The sequence below is a fragment of the Massilia jejuensis genome (genome assembly GCF_042656795.1).
Lineage (GTDB): Bacteria > Pseudomonadota > Gammaproteobacteria > Burkholderiales > Burkholderiaceae_D > Telluria > Telluria jejuensis.
Map to the genome: position 1 here is coordinate 77,411 of NZ_JBHSMS010000047.1, position 16,418 is coordinate 93,828.

Consider the following 16,418-nt stretch of genomic DNA (forward strand, 5'->3'; position numbering starts at 1 on the left):
ACCTTGCCTTTTTTACATGTCTCCTGACGAATACTGCCAGCAAAAGACGGTCCAGAGCGGTTCCAGCTTCTACTACAGCTTCCTGTTCCTTCCCGCCGAGCGCCGCCGTGCAATCACGGCCCTGTACGCTTTCTGCCGCGAGGTGGACGATACCGTCGACGAGGCGACCGACGCTTCGCTCGCGCGCATCAAGCTGGCCTGGTGGCGCACCGAGGTATCGGCCATGTACACGGGCACCCCGACGCATCCGGTGACCCAGGCACTGAAACCCCATCTCGCGGTCTATGGCCTCCAGGAGCAGCACCTGCAGGCGATCATCGACGGCATGGAAATGGACCTCGACCAGAGCCGCTACCTCGATTATCCGGGCCTGCGCAAATACTGCTGGCATGTGGCCGGCGTGGTCGGCGTCCTCTCGGCCAGCATTTTCGGCCATGCCAACGCGCAGACCCTGGCCTATGCCGAAAAACTGGGGCTGGCCTTCCAGCTCACCAACATCATCCGCGACGTCGGCGAAGACGCGCGCAAGGGCCGCATCTACCTGCCGGTCAACGAGCTGCAGCAGTTCGGCGTCACCGCGCAAGACCTCCTGAGCGCGCGCCACAGCGAGAAATTCGAAGCGCTGATGCGCTTCCAGACCGAACGCGCCCAGGCGATGTACGACGAGGCGCTGGCCCTGCTGCCGAAGGAAGACCGGCGCGCCCAGCGCCCCGGCCTGATGATGGCCGCGATCTACCGCACCTTGCTCGACGAGATCGCGCGCGACGGTTTCCACGTGCTGAACCAGCGCATTTCCCTCACGCCCCTGCGCAAGCTCTGGCTGGCGTGGAAAACCTATGTCCGCACCTAGCCGGAACGTCGCCGTCGTCGGCGGCGGCTGGGCCGGCTGCGCGGCGGCCGTGGAGCTCGCGCGCCGCGGCGCGGCCGTCACCCTGTTCGAGCAGGCGCGCACCCTCGGCGGGCGCGCGCGCGGCGTCGAGGTCCACGGCCGCACGCTCGACAACGGCCAGCACATCCTGCTCGGCGCCTACAAGCACACCCTGGCCCTGTTCAGGCGCGTCGGCGTCGATCCGGCCAGGGTCCTGCTGCGCCTGCCGCTGCAGATGCGTTATCCGGCCGGCAGCGGCGGCATGGACTTCGTCGCGCCGCGCCTGCCCGCGCCCTGGCACATGATGGTGGCCCTGGTCCGCGCAACGGGCCTGGCGCGCGCGGACAAGATGGCCATGGCGCGCTTCTCGACCGCCGCGCGCTGGATGGGCTGGCAGCTCGACGACGACGTCAGCGTCAGCGTCCTGCTCGATCGCTTCGAGCAGACGCCGCGTCTGCAGCGCCTGATGTGGCACCCGCTGTGCCTGGCCGCGCTGAACACGGCGCCCGAGCGCGCCTCGGCCAACGTCTTCCTTGCCGTGCTGCGCGACAGCCTGGGCGCCAAGCGCGCCGCTTCGGACATGCTGATCCCGCGCCTGGAACTGGGCGCGCTGTTGCCGCAGGCGGCCGGACGCTATCTGGAGGCGCGCGGCGGCAGCGTGCGGTCCGGCGCCAAGGCCGAAACCCTGGCACGCACGGCCGCCGGCTGGGAGCTCGCTGCCAGCGGCCAGGCGCTCGGCGGCGCCTGGCGCGGGGTGTTCGACGCCGTCGTCCTGGCGACCCCGCCGGCGCAGGCCGCGACCCTGCTCGCGCCTTTTGCCGAGGCCGCCGGCCTGGCCGCGCAACTGCACGCGTTCGAGCATGAGCCGATCGCCACCTGCTACCTCCAATACGGGCCCGACCTGCGCCTGCCGCTGCCCTTCTGCGCCCTGCTCGACGCACCCGGGCGGCGGCACTTCGGCCAGTTCGTCTTCGACCGCGGCCAGCTCGATCCGGGCCAGGCCGGCTTGCTGGCGGTCGTCGTCAGCGCCGCCGGCGAGGCCGCCGCGCTCGACCAGGAGACGCTGGCGCGCGGCATCGCCGCGCAACTCGATGCCGCCTTTCCCGGCCTCGGCCTGGCGGCGCCGCAGTGGCAGCGCGTGATCACCGAAAAGCGCGCCACCTTCGCCTGCACGCCCGGCCTGGCGCGTCCGGCCAACGCGACCGTCCTTGCCGGCCTCGTGCTGGCCGGCGACTACACGGCCGGCGACTACCCGGCCACGCTCGAGTCGGCCGTGCGCAGCGGCGAGGCCGCGGCCGCGATCATCCTGCGTGGGGACGCCTCAAGCGCCAAAAACGGCAGTCTGTCGCATGCCGGTGGCAAGCCGGGCGCCGACTCGGTAACGTAGCGGCATCGGACAATCAGATCGCTCGCCCGCGCCTACCCATTATGAATACCCGTCTCGGATTGCGCCTGCTGCTCCTGCTGGCCCTGGTCGCCGCCAGCACCGTGGTCCTGGTCGCGCCGGAACTGTTCGGCGCGCGCGCGAACGCCGCGGCGCCGGCCCTGGTGGCGATCCTCGCGCTGGGCTACGCCTGAACCCATGGGCAAGCTCGACTACCTCGACGCGCTCAAGCGCGCCATGCCGGGCCTGGCGCCGGCGGTGCAGGCCAAGACCCTGGCATGGTACGAGCAGCGCTTCGTCGACGGCATCGCCGCCGGCCGCAGCGAGGAAGACATCGCCCGCGAGCTGGACGATCCCAGAAAAGTGGCGCTGACCCTGCGCGCCAGCACCCACATGGACGCCTTCGCCGCGCAAAGGAACCCGGCCAGCCTGGTGCGCATGTTCGTCTCGGTGCTGGGCCTCCTGATCTTCAACCTGTTCATGGTGATCCCGGCCGCCGTCTTCGGCGCGCTGCTGGCCTTGCTCTATGTCGCCGCCTTCGCCTTCTACGTGGGTGGCATCGCGGTCGCGGCCGGCGGCCTGGCCGGCGCCAACGAGCTGGTGCTCGACGGCCCCCTGCGCCATGTCGTCGGCGGCGCCGCCGACGGCAGGCGCACCCGCGTGGCGATCGGCGAGAGCGGCATCGAGGTCAGCCAGGACAAGGACGCCGACGCGCAGGCGCAAGCCCGCCGCGAGGCCGGGCCGGCGTCCGGCTCGCGCGTGGTGCGCGGCGCCGAACGGGTGGCCGGCAGCGGCATCCGGATTTCGACCGGCGTCGACGAAGCCTCGCGCGCCACCCAGACCATGCTCGGCCTGGCTTCGGTGCTGGGCGGGATCGTGCTGTTGCTGGTGTCGATCGTCGTGACCCGCTATGCGGCGCTGGGCGTGAAGCGCTACCTGCAAATGAACATGTCGCTGCTGCGCGGCGGCTGAGGGAGGCGCGATGCGTTCTTTATTCCGGGTCGGCCTCGGCCTGTTGCTCCTCGCTTGCGTGCTGATCGGGCTGTTTTACGGCATGCTGCGCGCCCAGGGCGGCGCCGCGCGCATGGACGCGCGCATCGTGGGCGAGGAAACGCGCCCGCTGACGCGCCAGGCGCGCGCGGTCGAACTGCGCGGTCCGATCGACCTCACCCTGCGCTACGGCGCCCAGCCTGCGCTCGTCGTGCGCGGCGAACAGCGGCTGCTGGCCAACATCGACACCGTCCAGGAAGGCCGGGTGCTGCACATCGGCACCCGCGGCATCGTGCTGCGGCACCGCCAGCCGATCGAAGTCGAGCTGACCCTGCCGGGCCTGGAGCGGGTGGCCGTCGACGGCAGCGGCGACACCCGCGTCAACGGCTTTTCGGGCGAGGCGATCGAGGTGGAACTGAACGGCTCGGGCAGCCTCGATTTCAACGGCCGCTACCGCCAGGCGAAAGCCACCGTGCACGGCAGCGGCGACCTCACCCTCGACGCCGGCAACAGCGACAGCGTCGACGCCGCGCTCACGGGTTCCGGCACGATCACGCTGGCGGGCGCGGCGCGCAGTTTCCAGGCCGCCTCGAACGGTTCCGGCACCCTCGATGCCCAGCGCCTGCGCGCCGAAAACGTGAAGGTGCGCCAGACCGGGTCGGGCAATGCCAGCGTGACGGCGAATGCGGCGATCGCGGCGGCGGTGAGCGGCAGCGGCGACATCGACGTCCACGGCAATCCGTCCCGGCGCAGCGTCAGCCGCACCGGCAGCGGCGAAGTCCACTTCGATCACTGAGCCGCGAGGAAGCGCAGCATGCCCGCCGCAGCGGCCCGCCCGCTGGCGAAGCAGGCGCTGAGCAGGTAGCCGCCGGTCGGCGCCTCCCAGTCGATCATCTCGCCCGCCACGAATACCCCGGGAACGGCGCGCAGCATGCCGTTCGCATCGATCGATTCGAAGCGCACGCCGCCGGCGCTGCTGATGGCCTCGTCGATCGGGCGCGGGCGCTTCAATGTCAGCGGCAGGGCCTTGATCGCGTCGGCCAGCGTCTCCTCGTTCATGTAGTCGGCCTGCGCCAGGCATTCGCGCAGCAGGCCCGCCTTCACGCCCTTGATCCCGAGCCGGCTTTGCAGATGGCTCGACATCGAACGGGCGCCGCGCGGCCGCGCCACCTCGGCCCGCACGCGCCCGGCGTCGTGGTCGGGCGCGAGGTCGAGCCAGACCGTGGCCTGGCCGCGCGCCGCGATCTGGTCGCGCAGCACGCTCGACAGGGCGTAGATCAGGCTGCCCTCGACGCCGGTGGCGGTGACGACGAACTGGCCCTGGCGGCGCGCGCGCGCGCCGCCTTGCTCTTCGTAGGCAATCGCCACCGTGGTGAGGGGCGCGCCGGCATGCCTGGCGGCGAAATGCGGCGTCCAGCCGACGTCGAAACCGCAATTGGCCGGCAGCAGCGGCGCGACGGCGACCCGGCGCTCTTCCAGCAGCGGCACCCAGGCGCCGTCGGAACCGAGGCGCGCCCAGCTCGCGCCGCCCAGGGCCAGCAGCGTGGCGTCGGCCGTCGCCGTCGTCTCGCCCCCGGGCGCGGCAAAGCGCAGCGCGCCGCCCTCCCAGCCGCGCCAGCGGTGGCGCATGTGAAAGCGCACGCCGCTCTCGCGCAGGCGGTGCAGCCAGGCGCGCAGCAGGGGCGCGGCCTTCATGTCGGCCGGGAACACGCGGCCCGAGCTGCCGACGAAGGTGCCGATGCCCAGGCCATGGATCCAGGCGCGCACGTCGTCCGGCGCGAAGCCGTCCAGCCAGGCCGCGGCCTCGCTGCTGCGCGCGCCGTAGCGGCGCACGAAGTCCGCGTACGGCTCGGAATGGGTGATGTTCATGCCGCCCTTCCCGGCCAGCAGGAACTTGCGCGCGACCGAAGGCATGGCGTCGTAGAGGTCGACCCGCACACCGGCCCCGGCCAGCACTTCGGCCGCCATCAGGCCGGCGGGGCCGCCGCCGACGACGATCACGCGGCGCGAATTGTTCGGGTTGGTCGGCATGCTCGAAACGGTGGGGTGCGGGACGCGCATTGTAGTCGAAATCGCCGCATGGTTCAGCGCCCCCGCAAGCGCGGCCGGCGCTGCGCTGCCATGTCCAGCGCCGTCAAGGTAGCGTATCATCGGGAACCGATGACCGGCACCCGACGCCGGACGTCCATGCCATCGACAACGCGCGCCACTTCGCCATGCCGCACCCGGCCGCAGGCGGTGCACGACGCGTTGCGCCAATTCCTGAAAACGCTCTGAGGAGACCGCCATGCCGCCGCTTCGCCACTGGATCATGCAATACCTGTTCGCCGCCGTCTCGATGTTCGCCCTGCTGATCGGCGTCAACCTGCTGCAAGGAGAGTCGGTCGAGCGTGCCTGGCCTTCGGCCCTGGCCTGGGCGGCGGTGGCCTCGGCCATTTTCATCGGCAACCGTTACCGTAACCTCAAGCGCGGCGCGGGCGGCGCCCCGGGCAAGAAATAACTGCCCATCCTCCTTGAGCGCACCCAAGCCTGTGCCCACCGGCACGCGCGATACTATCGAGTTATTCACGGTCTATTTGTTAAGAAGGCAAGATACTGCTTGACAAGTATTGTCGAAGGAATATTCTTACTGGCGCCATCAGGTAACAGCAAACGATGCATGTCCACAGGCATGCACGATTTGCCCGTAAAGCAGTGTCAATCATCTTGGAGGATGAATATGTCGTTGAAGACAGGGCCGATCTTGGCCCGTAGAACCCTGCTGGGCGCGCTCGCGTCCAGTCCCCTGTGGCTGGGCAGTGCCTGGGCCGCATCGCAGTCGATGAAGATCTCGCACCAGTTCCCCGGCGGCAGCATCATGGAAGGCGATTTCCGCGACCGCCTGTGCCGCATGTTCGCGGCCGATGTCGAGAAACGCACCCGCGGCAGCCTGAAGTTCTCGATCTACCCGAACGCCTCGCTGATGGCCCCGAACGCCCAGTTCGGCGCCCTGCGCAAGGGCGGGCTCGACCTGGCCCTGATGCCCCTGTCGTATGCCGCCGCCGAGTCGCCCGAAGCCAACATCGGCCTGATGCCCGGCCTGGTGACGTCCTACGCCCAGGGCTATGGCTGGAAGAGCGCCGACGTGGGCAAGGAACTGACGCGCATCCTGGGCGAACAAGGCCTGGTCGTGATCAGCTGGATCTGGCAGGCCGGCGGCGTGGCCGCGCGCGGCGCCCCGGTCGTCGCCCCCGAGGACGTGCGTGGCCTGAAGGTGCGCGGCGGCTCGCGCGAGATGGACCTGGTCCTGCAGCAGGCCGGCGCCACCATCGTCAACCTGCCCTCGAACGAGATCCACGCCGCCATGAAGAACGGTGCGCTCGACGCCGCCTTCACGTCCTCGACCTCGCTCATGTCCTTCCGCCTGCACGACGTGTCGCGTTCGCTGACCACCGCGCGCAGCGGCGGCTACTGGTACATGCTCGAACCGCTCCTGATGTCGAAGACCGTCTTCGAGCGCCTGCCCAAGGACCAGCAGGCCGCCATCATGGCGGTCGGCGCCGACCTGGAAAGGTTCGCGCTGCGCATGGCCCGCAACGACGACGCGGCGGTGGCGAACGTCTACGCCCGCGCCGGCGCGCGCGTGGTCGACATGGATGCGGACACGCTCAGGAAGTGGCAGGACATGGCGCGCGCCACCGCCTGGGCCGACTTCGGCGGGCGCAGCGAAAACTGCGCCAGGCTGCTGGCACTGGCCGAGAAGTCGGTCATGGCCTTGTAGGCGCATCCTTGAAACCGATGCCGGCAGGAGTCGCGTCCCAGCCATGCATCGTCAACGGCTTCCTGCCGGGACAGGTTTCTAGCCGCCTGTCACCGGCGGGAAGAACGCCACTTCCCCGCCCTCCGTCACTGGCGTGTCCGGCCCGCACATGACGTGCTCGAAAGCCATGCGCAGGGCCCGTTCGTGGCCCAGCGCCTCGCGCCAGGCGCCGCCGCGGGCGATCAGGTGCTCGCGCACGGCGCCCACCGTGGCGACGCCGGCCGGGAGTTCGATGCGTTCGCTGGCCAGGCCGACGGCCTCGCGCACGGACGCGAAAAATCGCAGTTCGATATTCATGGGATCAGTGCTGTAGTTCGGCGAACGGGATGAAGCGCACGATATCGCCTTCGTTGATGACGCGGCCCGGCGGATTGTCGATCAGGCCGTCGCCCCAGACCGTGGAGGTCAGCACGCCGGAACCCTGGTTCGGGAACAGGTCGAGGCCGCCGCCGGCATTCACCCGCGCGCGCAGGAATTCGTTGCGGCGGTCCGCCTTGGGCAGGCTGAAGTCGGCGCGCAGCTGCCAGGCGCGCGGTTCGACCGGTCCCGTCACGCCCTGCAGGCGCAGCAGGAAAGGCCGCACGAACAGCAGGAAGGTAATGAAGCTCGAGACCGGATTGCCGGGCAGGCCCAGGAAGAACGCGGCGCCGCCCTGCGCCGTGCCGTCCTCCCGGTGCACTTCGCCGAAGGCCAGCGGCTTGCCCGGCTTGACCGCGATCTGCCACAGGTTCAGCTGTCCCTCGCGCTCGACGGCCGGCTTGATATGGTCTTCCTCCCCGACCGAGACGCCGCCCGAGGTGATGATCAGGTCGTTCTCGCGCGCCGCGGCGCGCAGCGCGGCGCGCGTGGCCTCGAGCGTATCGGGCACGATGCCGAGATCGGTGATCACGCAGCCGAGATTCTCCAGCAGCGCGCGCAGCGTAAAACGGTTCGAATTGTAGATCGCGCCGGGCGCGAGCACGCCGCCCGGCGCTTCGCCCGGCATCGTCAGCTCGTCGCCGGTGAAGAAGACGGCCACGCGCACGCGCCGCCGCACCGGCAAGCTGGCCAGTCCCACGGAAGCGGCCAGCCCCAGTTCCTGGCTGCGCAGGCGCGTGCCGGCCGGCAGGATGGTGGCGCCGGCCCGGATGTCCTCGCCGCTGCGGCGAATCCATTCGCCGCTTTGCGGCGTGTGGCGGATGGTGACCATGTCGCCGGCCAGCTCGCACTGCTCCTGCATCACGACCGCGTCCGCGCCGGCCGGGATCATCGCCCCGGTGAAGATGCGCGCCGCGGTGCCCGGTTCGAGGGGGGCGCCGACATGGCCGGCCGGGATGCGCTGGGCCACGCGCAGGACCGCGCCGCCGTTCACGCAATCGGCGGCGCGCACGGCATAGCCGTCCATCGCGGTGTTGTCGGCGGAAGGCACGTCGATCGTCGAAGCCTGGTCGCGCGCCAGTACGCGCCCGTTCGCATCGAGGGTCGCCACCTGTTCGATATCGGCGACCGGACGCGCGCCCGCCAGCAGTGCGTCGAGCGCTTCGCGCACCGACAGCAGCGGGCGCGCCGGCGTTTTTTCGGGAATCGTCATCGTCACAGCCCCGTGTGCGCGGCGATGAAGGTCTTCATCTCGTCGACATTGGGCTGCATGACGACGAATTTCTGCGGCAGCGCCTCGATGTCCTCGAAACCGGCCGGCCGCTCGGCGTCGGTGCCCAGCGCTTCCAGGATGGTCTCGTTGAATTTCGCGGCCAGCGCGGTTTCCAGCACGATCATCGGCACGCCGGGCGCCATGTGCTCGCGCGCGACCTTGATGCCGTCGGCGGTATGGGTGTCGATCACGATGCCGTAGTCGTCGGCCACCATGCGGATGGTGGCGAGACGGTCCGCGTGGGTCGATTTGCCGGAAACGAAGCCGTACTCGGACACGCGCTTGAATTCGTCGCCGTCCGCCCCCGGCCCGCCAGACAGGTCGAAGCCGCCGTGGGTATCGACCTTGCGCATCAAGGCGCGGGTGCGCTCGCTGTCGCGACCCACCAAGTCGTAGACGAAGCGCTCGAAATTCGAAGCCTTCGAGATATCCATCGACGGGCTGCTCGTGTGCAGCGTTTCGCTGGCCTTGCGCACGCGGTAGCGGCCGGTGCGGAAGAATTCGTCGAGGACGTCGTTCTCGTTGGTCGCCACCACCAGCTTGTCGATCGGCAGGCCCATCATGCGCGCGATGTGGCCGGCGCAGACGTTTCCGAAATTGCCTGACGGAACGGTGAACGACACCCGCTGGGTGTTGTCCGTCGTCGCGGCGAGATAGCCGCGGAAGTAGTACACCACCTGCGCCACGACGCGCGCCCAGTTAATCGAATTGACGGTGCCGATCTTGTGGCGCGCCTTGAACGCCAGGTCGTTCGAGACGGCCTTGACCAGGTCCTGGCAGTCGTCGAACACGCCGTCGACGGCGATGTTGAAGATGTTCGGGTCCTGCAGGCTGAACATCTGCGCGGTCTGGAAGGGGCTCATCTTCCCGGCCGGCGAGAGCATGAACACGCGCACGCCGCGCTTGCCGCGCATCGCGTATTCGGCGGCGCTGCCGGTGTCGCCCGAGGTCGCGCCGTAGATGTTGAGCTCATCGTCGTCCTTGGCCAGCGCGTACTCGAACAGGTTGCCCAGCAACTGCATCGCCATGTCCTTGAAGGCCAGGGTCGGGCCGTTCGACAGCGCCTGCAGGACCAGCATGCCTCCAGGCCCGTCTTCGAGCGTGCGCAGCGGGGTGATGTCCCGGGCCGACTCGCCGGCGCGGGCGTTGCGGTAGACCTCGGGCGTATAGGTTTTGGCGGTCAGGGCCTTGAGGTCGGCGTCCGGGATGTCGGTGGCGAACTTGCGCAGGATGGCATGGGCCAGCTCGGCATAGGACAGCGCGCGCCAGGCGCTCAGTTCCTCGCTGCCGATCTGCGGGTACTCGCCCGGCATGAACAGGCCGCCATCGGGGGCCAGGCCTCCCAGCAGGATCGTGGAAAAGGTTTCCGGATTGCGGGAAGCGGACGCGCTCGTTGCGCGGGTAGACACGTATTGCATACTTTGGATGATCCGGTTGGGCTCGCGATGATGCTTTTATTATAGTGCGGGTGCCGGATTCCTGTCTGCGGACGAGTCGGGCCGCTCTCAGCAGGCCGCGTGGTTGACGGTCACCACGTGGATCGCAAGGCCGCCGAGCGACGTCTCCTTGTACTTCACCTGCATGTCCGCTCCGGTCTGGCGCATCGTCTCGATGGCGTTGTCGAGGCTGACGAAGTGGGTCCCATCTCCCTTCAGGGCCAGCGACGCCGCCGTGATCGCCTTGATCGCCCCCATCCCGTTGCGCTCGATGCAGGGAATCTGCACCAGCCCGCCAATCGGGTCGCAGGTCATGCCCAGATGGTGTTCGATGCCGATTTCAGCCGCGTTCTCGATCCGTTCGTTCGAGCCGCCGAGCGCCGCCACCAGCCCTGCCGCGGCCATCGCGCAGGCGACGCCGACCTCGCCCTGGCAACCCACCTCCGCGCCCGAGATCGAGGCGTTCCTCTTGCACAGCATGCCGATCGCGGCGGACGTCAGCAGGAAGTCGCGGATGCCCATCAGCGCGTCCGTCGGCCGGCAGTCTTCGGCGTAATAGCGCAGCACCGCCGGGATGATGCCGGCCGCGCCATTGGTCGGCGCCGTCACCACCCGTCCGCCGGCGGCGTTTTCCTCGTTCACCGCCATCGCGTAGAGCGTGACCTGGTGCGTCGCATCGTGCGGCAATTCGTTCACGCGCCTGCCCTCGACGCAGTGCGCCTGCTTCCACAGCGCGGCCGCGCGCCGCTTGACCTTGAGCCCCCCCGGGAGCTGGCCGGAAGTGGCCAGGCCGTGGTCGATGCAGTCGCCCATCACCTGCCAGATGCGCACCAGGCCCGCGTCCAGCTCCGCTTCGCTCATGCGCGCCAGTTCGTTGGCGCGCAGCATGTGCGGGATCGACAGGCCGTGCTCGCGGCCCTGGGCCAGCAGCTCGGCCATGGTGGCGAACGGGTATGGCACCCGGACGGCGCCCGGCGCCTGTGGACGCTGGGCTTCGCCGGCGGCGGTGACGAAGCCGCCGCCGACCGAATAGAAGACGCGTTCGATGACGCTGCCGTCGAGCAGGCGCAGCACGAAGCGCATGCCGTTCGGATGCTCGGGCAGGCTCGACTGCTTGTGCCAGACCAGGCCGGTGCGCATCGAGAACGGCACTTCCTTGACGCCCAGCAGGCGCAGCACGCCATCGAGTTCGGCTTCGGCCAGCTTGTCCTCGACCGTGTCCGGGTCGATGTCCTGCGGCGTCTCGCCCATCAGGCCCAAAATGACGGCCTTGTCGGTCGCGTGGCCGACGCCGGTCAGCGCGAGCGAACCGTACAGGTGCGCCTCGACGCCGGCGGCCTGGTCGAGCGGACCGCATTCGAGCAGGAAGCGGCGCGCCGCGACCATCGGCCCTACCGTATGCGAGCTCGATGGCCCGATACCGATCTTGAAAAGATCGAAAACACTCATGTCCATGGACGGCGTCTCGCAATGTTCGTTGTGATGGTGACCGGATCAGGCGGTGGCGCCGACGTCGATATTTTCGAGCATGCTGGTCACCATCTCCTCGATGCCGACCCTGGCCTGCCAGCCCCAGTCGCCCGCGGCCCGGCTGTCGTCCAGGCTGCGCGGCCAGGTATCGGCGATTGCCTGGCGGCTGTCCGGTTTGTAGGCGATCTCGAAAGCCGGCAGGCTGCGCCGGATCGCGGCGGCCAGTTCGCGCGGGTTGAACGAGACGCCTGCCACGTTGTACGAGGAGCGGATCGCCACTTTCCCGGCCGGCGCCTCCATCAGCTCGATCGTGGCGCGGATCGCGTCCGGCATGTAGATCATCGGCAGCGTGGTCTCCGGGCCGAGGAAGCATTCATAGGTCTCGCCCTTGAGCGCGGCGTGGAAGATCGCGATCGCGTAGTCGGTGGTGCCGCCGCCCGGAGGCGACTTGAAGCTGATGATGCCCGGGTAGCGGATCGAGCGCACGTCCACGCCGTACCTGGCGTGGTAGTACTCGCAAAGGCGTTCGCCGGCGAGCTTGCTGATGCCGTAGATCGTGGTCGGGTCCATCACCGTGTATTGCGGCGTGTCCTGCGCCGGGGTGTTGGGGCCGAAGGCGGCGATCGACGAGGGCCAGAACACCTTCAGCGGCTTGCCCGCTTCCAGGCGTTCGCGCGCCACTTCCAGGATGTTGAGCAGCCCGTCCATGTTCAGGGTCCAGGCCTTCAGCGGCGCCTTCTCGCCGGTCGCCGACAGCAGCGCGGCAAGCTGGTAGACCTGGGTCGCACTCTCTTGCTCGACCAGCGCCGTCAAGCGGTCCTTGTCCAGCACGTCGAGCTGGGCATAGCGCGCTGCGCCGTAGACGTTGTCGGCGCCGATGTCGGTGGCGAGGACATTGGCGGCGCCGTGCCGCTGCGCCAGGGCGGAGACGAGCTCGCTGCCGATCTGGCCGTTGGCGCCGATGATGAGGATGCGTTCCATGTGGATTCCCGGGTTGCTGTACAGATTAGTTGTTCTTGATGAGACCGAGTTCGCGGCCGGCCTGCGCGAAAGCGGCCAGCACGGTGTCGAGCTGTTCGCGGGTGTGCGCCGCCGACAGCTGGACGCGCACGCGCGCCTGCCCCATCGGCACCACCGGGTAGAAGAAGCCGGACAGCAGCACGCCCAGCTCGAACATGCGCGCCGCGAATTTCTGCGCGACCGGCGCGTCGAACAGCATCACCGGCACCACCGGATGGGTGCCCGGCTTGATCGTGAACCCGATGCGCTCGATCTCCTTGCGGAAGTAGGCCGTGTTCTCGTGCAGGCGGTCGCGCAGTTCGGTCGATGCCGAGATCCGGTCCAGCACCGACAGCGAGGCGCCGGCGATCATCGGCGCCAGGGTGTTCGAGAACAGGTAGGGACGCGACTTCTGGCGCAGCGTTTCGATCAATTCCTTGCGGCCCGAGGTGAAGCCGCCCATCGCGCCGCCCAGGGCCTTGCCGAGGGTGCCGGTGATGATGTCGATCTTGCCCATGACGCCGCAGTGCTCGTGCGTGCCGCGCCCGGTCGCGCCCATGAAGCCGGAGGCGTGCGACTCGTCGATCATGGTCAGGGCGCCGTAGCGTTCGGCCAGAGCCACGATCTTGTCGAGCTGGGCGATGGTGCCGTCCATCGAGAAGGCGCCGTCGGTGACGATGACCTTGTGGCGCTTGCCGGCCGCCGTCGCGGCCTGCAGCTGCTGCTCCAGGTCCGCCATGTCGTTGTTGGCATAGCGGTAGCGCGCCGCCTTGCACAGGCGGATGCCGTCGATGATCGAGGCGTGGTTCAGCGCGTCGGAGATGATGGCGTCGTTTTCGTCGAACAAGGGTTCGAACACGCCGCCGTTGGCGTCGAAGGCCGCCGCGTACAGGATCGTATCCTCGGTGCCGAGGAATGCGGACAGCTTGCGCTCGAGCTCCTTGTGCACGGTCTGGGTGCCGCAGATGAAGCGCACCGAAGACAGGCCGTAGCCGTACTTGCGCAGCGCTTCCTCGGCCGCCTGTTGCGTGGCGAGGTCGCCCGACAGGCCCAGATAGTTGTTGGCGCACATATTGATCAGGGTGCGGCCGTCCTCGGACCGCACCTCGGCGCCCTGGCGCGAGGCGAGCACGCGCTCGGGCTTGAACAGTCCCTGCTCGCGCAGGGTGGACAGGTTCTGCTGCAGGCCGCTGTAAAACCCTTCCCTGGACGCGTTCTTCGCTTGCTCGCTCATCTCGTTACCTCGTCGTTGATGCCGGCTTGACCGGCGGTTGGACTATGCTGTACCGTTGCCCATGCCGGCCGTGTCCAGTAGGGCGCGCTGTTTTCGGTATCTCGAACTGAAATTCAATATAATGGATATTACGCCGACGTGCTGAACTTGGCAAGGTCCGGCCACCACCCAAACACGAGAGCTGGCTACCGATGAAAACCCTGGTCCCGACCAATAACGCGCCGCCCGAAGTCGGCGCCACCCTGCAGCGCCTGCGCCTGGCGCGCGGCCTGACGCTGGAAGACCTGTCGCGCATCGCCGGCGTGTCGAAGTCGATGCTCTCGCAGATCGAGCGCGAAAAGGCGAATCCTACCATTGCCATTACCTGGCGTCTCGCCAATGCGCTGGGCGTGCAGATCGGCGAGCTGCTGGCGTCGGAAACGCGCGACGTCGAGGCGATCCGGGTGCTCGACGCCCACGAGACGCCGACCCTGCCCGGCAACCACGCCGGCTATGTGCTGCGCATCCTCGGTCCGATGGAGCTGGCCGGGCAATACGAATGGTATGAGCTGACGCTGGCGCCCGGCGGCGAATTGAAGTCGCAGGCGCACGATCCCGGCACCAAGGAGCACATGACCGTGCTCAATGGCGCGTTGGAAGTCGAAGTCGGCCTGGAAAAGCGCAAGGTCAAGACCGGCGGCACGGCGCGCTATCCGGCCGACCAGGACCACGTGCTGCGCAATGTCGGCAAGGCCGAGGCAAGAGCCCTGCTGGTGGTCGTGCACCGCTAAGGTGCGTGCCGGGCGTGCCGGACGCGCCGGTCGTGTTTAGCCCGGCAACACGGTTTTCACATATATTTTGCGGTGACTGCATCCAAATCCTGGCCGACGACGTAGTAAGGGAATCGACAGCGTTGATCCGTTGATCCTTTACCGCACAGCCCGTGCCAACATTTCAGGAGGCAGACCATGAACAAGCACTTTTTCCCGAAGCTGATCCTTGCCACTTCCATCGCCCTGGCCCTGAGCGCCTGCGGCGGGGACGACGATGACATGGCCGACGCGCCCATGGCGCCGGCCCCGGCGCCGCCTGCGATGACCGCGGGCGACGTGTTCGCCCTCACGGCCAGCAACCGGCTCGTTTCCTTCAACCGCGATGCGCCCGGCACGATCCGCACCAGCGTCGCCATCGGCGGCCTGCAGAGCGCCGAAACCCTGCTCGGCATCGATTTCCGCCCGGCCGACGGCCTGCTGTACGCGCTCGGCAGCAGCGGCCGCGTCTACACGGTCGACACCGGCACCGGCGCCGCGACCGTGAAATCCACCCTGGCGGCGGACGCGGCCGACACCACCCTGCCCTTCACCGCCCTGGCCGGCACCGGCTTCGGGGTCGATTTCAACCCGGCCGCCGACCGCCTGCGCGTGGTCAGCAATACCGGCCAGAGCCTGCGCATCAACGTCGACAGCGGCGCCACCACGACCGACGGCGCGATCAACGGCGGCGTCGCCAACGCCGTCACGGCCTCGGCCTACACCAACTCCTTCGCCGGCACCGGCAGCACGACCCTGTACGCGCTCGACACCACGGACGACACCCTGTATGTGCAGAATCCGCCGAACAACGGTACCCTCAGCCTGCCCGTCGCCCTGGGCTTCGACGCCGGCGCGGCCAACGGTCTGGACATCGACGCCCGCACGAATGTCGGCTATGCCGTGCTCACCGTGGGCGGGGTGCGTACCCTGTATACGATCAACCTGGCCGCCACGGCCACGCCGGCCACCAGCGTCGGCGCCCTCGGCGTGAGCGAGGACATCCGCGGCATCGCCCTGCGCACCCCCGCCGCACCCCTCGCATATGGCCTGGTCGACGACGGGCGCCTGCTGGCCTTCAAGCCGGCCACGCCGAACACGATCGACGCCACCGTGTCCGTGACCGGCCTGGGCGGCGGCGAAAGCCTGCTCGGCATCGACTTCCGCCCGAAAGACGGCTTGCTGTACGGAATTACCTCGGCGGGACGCATCGTCACCATCGACCCGGCCAGCGGCGCGGCCACCGCCAAGGCGACCCTCGGCGCCGACCCGGCCGACACCACGGCGCCGTATGCGGCGCTCGCCGGCACGGCGTTCGCGGTCGACTTCAATCCGGTGGCCGACCGCCTGCGCGTGCTGGGCGACACCGGGCAGAACCTGCGCATCAACGTCGACACCGGCGCTACCACGACCGACGGCGCGCTCAACCGCATGGGCGCGGCGCCGGTCGTCACCGCCGGCGCCTACACCAACAGCTATCACGGCGCCACGGCCACCATGCTCTACGACATCGACAACGCGAGCGCCAGCCTGGCGCTGCAGAATCCGCCGAACGACGGCACGCTCACGCTCGTCGGTCCGCTGGGCGTGGCGGCGGCGGGCGACGCCGGCATCGATATCGCGGGCGGGGCGAACGGGCTGGCGCTGGCGGTGCTGCGCACGGGCGCGGGTGCGCCGTCGTCGCTGTACCGGGTCGATCTGGCAAGCGGGGCGGCGACCATGATCAATGGGCCGGCGACGCCGGCCGCGTCGGCGATCGGGAACGGTCAGGTCGGGCTGCGCGACATCGCGATCCTGATCAAGTAGCCGGGCAAGCGCGG

Annotated in this window: 16 protein-coding genes; 9 read left to right on the plus strand and 7 right to left on the minus strand. The window is 68.9% G+C overall.

What is annotated here, in order from left to right; all coding sequences use genetic code 11:
* Window positions 1–16: 16 nt before the first annotated feature.
* From hpnD to ACFPOU_RS15695, 5 genes are read left to right on the plus strand one after another with little or no spacing between them, the layout of a single operon-like run.
* Window positions 17–850 carry a presqualene diphosphate synthase HpnD gene (gene hpnD / locus ACFPOU_RS15675; RefSeq protein ID WP_379723090.1) on the plus strand — a complete coding sequence of 278 codons (834 nt, stop codon included), beginning with the start codon at window positions 17–19 and terminating at the stop codon, window positions 848–850.
* Complete coding sequence (gene hpnE, locus ACFPOU_RS15680) at window positions 837–2,255, plus strand: hydroxysqualene dehydroxylase HpnE (protein ID WP_379723093.1); 1,419 nt, start codon at window positions 837–839, stop codon at window positions 2,253–2,255. Before hpnD ends, hpnE begins: the two co-directional genes overlap by 14 nt.
* Window positions 2,256–2,296: 41 nt before the next feature.
* Window positions 2,297–2,446: a hypothetical protein gene (locus ACFPOU_RS15685; RefSeq protein ID WP_379723096.1), complete on the plus strand. Its 150-nt coding sequence runs from the start codon at window positions 2,297–2,299 to the stop codon at window positions 2,444–2,446.
* A 4-nt stretch (window positions 2,447–2,450) separates the two neighbouring features.
* Window positions 2,451–3,224: a DUF1700 domain-containing protein gene (locus tag ACFPOU_RS15690; RefSeq protein ID WP_379723098.1), complete on the plus strand. Its 774-nt coding sequence runs from the start codon at window positions 2,451–2,453 to the stop codon at window positions 3,222–3,224.
* A 10-nt stretch (window positions 3,225–3,234) separates the two neighbouring features.
* On the plus strand, window positions 3,235–4,038 hold the full coding sequence (locus ACFPOU_RS15695; RefSeq protein ID WP_379723101.1) for a head GIN domain-containing protein: 804 nt from the start codon (window positions 3,235–3,237) through the stop codon (window positions 4,036–4,038).
* Here the strand turns inward: ACFPOU_RS15695 and ACFPOU_RS15700 are convergent.
* Window positions 4,032–5,303 (minus strand): TIGR03862 family flavoprotein, encoded by a 1,272-nt coding sequence (locus tag ACFPOU_RS15700; protein WP_379723104.1) that lies wholly within the window; start codon window positions 5,301–5,303, stop codon window positions 4,032–4,034. The genes ACFPOU_RS15695 and ACFPOU_RS15700 overlap by 7 nt on opposite strands.
* Before the next feature lie 226 nt (window positions 5,304–5,529).
* Between ACFPOU_RS15700 and ACFPOU_RS15705 the strand changes: the two genes are divergently transcribed.
* Both ACFPOU_RS15705 and dctP read left to right on the plus strand, forming a co-directional pair.
* A complete protein-coding gene (locus ACFPOU_RS15705; RefSeq protein ID WP_379723107.1) occupies window positions 5,530–5,742 on the plus strand; it encodes a hypothetical protein in 213 nt (70 codons plus the stop codon).
* Window positions 5,743–5,961: 219 nt separating this feature from the next.
* Window positions 5,962–7,002 carry a TRAP transporter substrate-binding protein DctP gene (gene dctP / locus ACFPOU_RS15710; RefSeq protein ID WP_379723110.1) on the plus strand — a complete coding sequence of 347 codons (1,041 nt, stop codon included), beginning with the start codon at window positions 5,962–5,964 and terminating at the stop codon, window positions 7,000–7,002.
* Window positions 7,003–7,080: 78 nt separating this feature from the next.
* Here the strand turns inward: dctP and moaD are convergent, their stop codons facing one another.
* The 6 genes from moaD to kbl form a co-directional block, all read right to left on the minus strand.
* Window positions 7,081–7,338: a molybdopterin converting factor subunit 1 gene (gene moaD / locus ACFPOU_RS15715; RefSeq protein WP_379723113.1), complete on the minus strand. Its 258-nt coding sequence runs from the start codon at window positions 7,336–7,338 to the stop codon at window positions 7,081–7,083.
* A 4-nt stretch (window positions 7,339–7,342) separates the two neighbouring features.
* Window positions 7,343–8,611 (minus strand): molybdopterin molybdotransferase MoeA, encoded by a 1,269-nt coding sequence (locus ACFPOU_RS15720; RefSeq protein ID WP_379723116.1) that lies wholly within the window; start codon window positions 8,609–8,611, stop codon window positions 7,343–7,345.
* Window positions 8,612–8,613: 2 nt separating this feature from the next.
* The gene (thrC, locus tag ACFPOU_RS15725; RefSeq protein WP_379723119.1) at window positions 8,614–10,089 is read right to left on the minus strand and encodes a threonine synthase; all 1,476 of its coding nucleotides are present in this window, start codon (window positions 10,087–10,089) and stop codon (window positions 8,614–8,616) included.
* Between the two features lie 87 nt (window positions 10,090–10,176).
* Entirely contained in the window at window positions 10,177–11,562 is a 1,386-nt protein-coding gene (locus ACFPOU_RS15730) for an L-serine ammonia-lyase (RefSeq protein WP_379723122.1), read from the minus strand.
* A gap of 39 nt (window positions 11,563–11,601) precedes the next feature.
* On the minus strand, window positions 11,602–12,558 hold the full coding sequence (locus ACFPOU_RS15735) for an NAD-dependent epimerase/dehydratase family protein (RefSeq protein WP_379723125.1): 957 nt from the start codon (window positions 12,556–12,558) through the stop codon (window positions 11,602–11,604).
* 25 nt (window positions 12,559–12,583) lie between these two features.
* The gene (kbl, locus tag ACFPOU_RS15740; RefSeq protein WP_379723129.1) at window positions 12,584–13,810 is read right to left on the minus strand and encodes a glycine C-acetyltransferase; all 1,227 of its coding nucleotides are present in this window, start codon (window positions 13,808–13,810) and stop codon (window positions 12,584–12,586) included.
* 191 nt (window positions 13,811–14,001) lie between these two features.
* Between kbl and ACFPOU_RS15745 the strand changes: the two genes are divergently transcribed.
* Window positions 14,002–14,580: a helix-turn-helix domain-containing protein gene (locus tag ACFPOU_RS15745; RefSeq protein ID WP_379723132.1), complete on the plus strand. Its 579-nt coding sequence runs from the start codon at window positions 14,002–14,004 to the stop codon at window positions 14,578–14,580.
* A 177-nt stretch (window positions 14,581–14,757) separates the two neighbouring features.
* Window positions 14,758–16,404 carry a DUF4394 domain-containing protein gene (locus ACFPOU_RS15750; RefSeq protein WP_379723135.1) on the plus strand — a complete coding sequence of 549 codons (1,647 nt, stop codon included), beginning with the start codon at window positions 14,758–14,760 and terminating at the stop codon, window positions 16,402–16,404.
* Window positions 16,405–16,418: the final 14 nt, after the last annotated feature.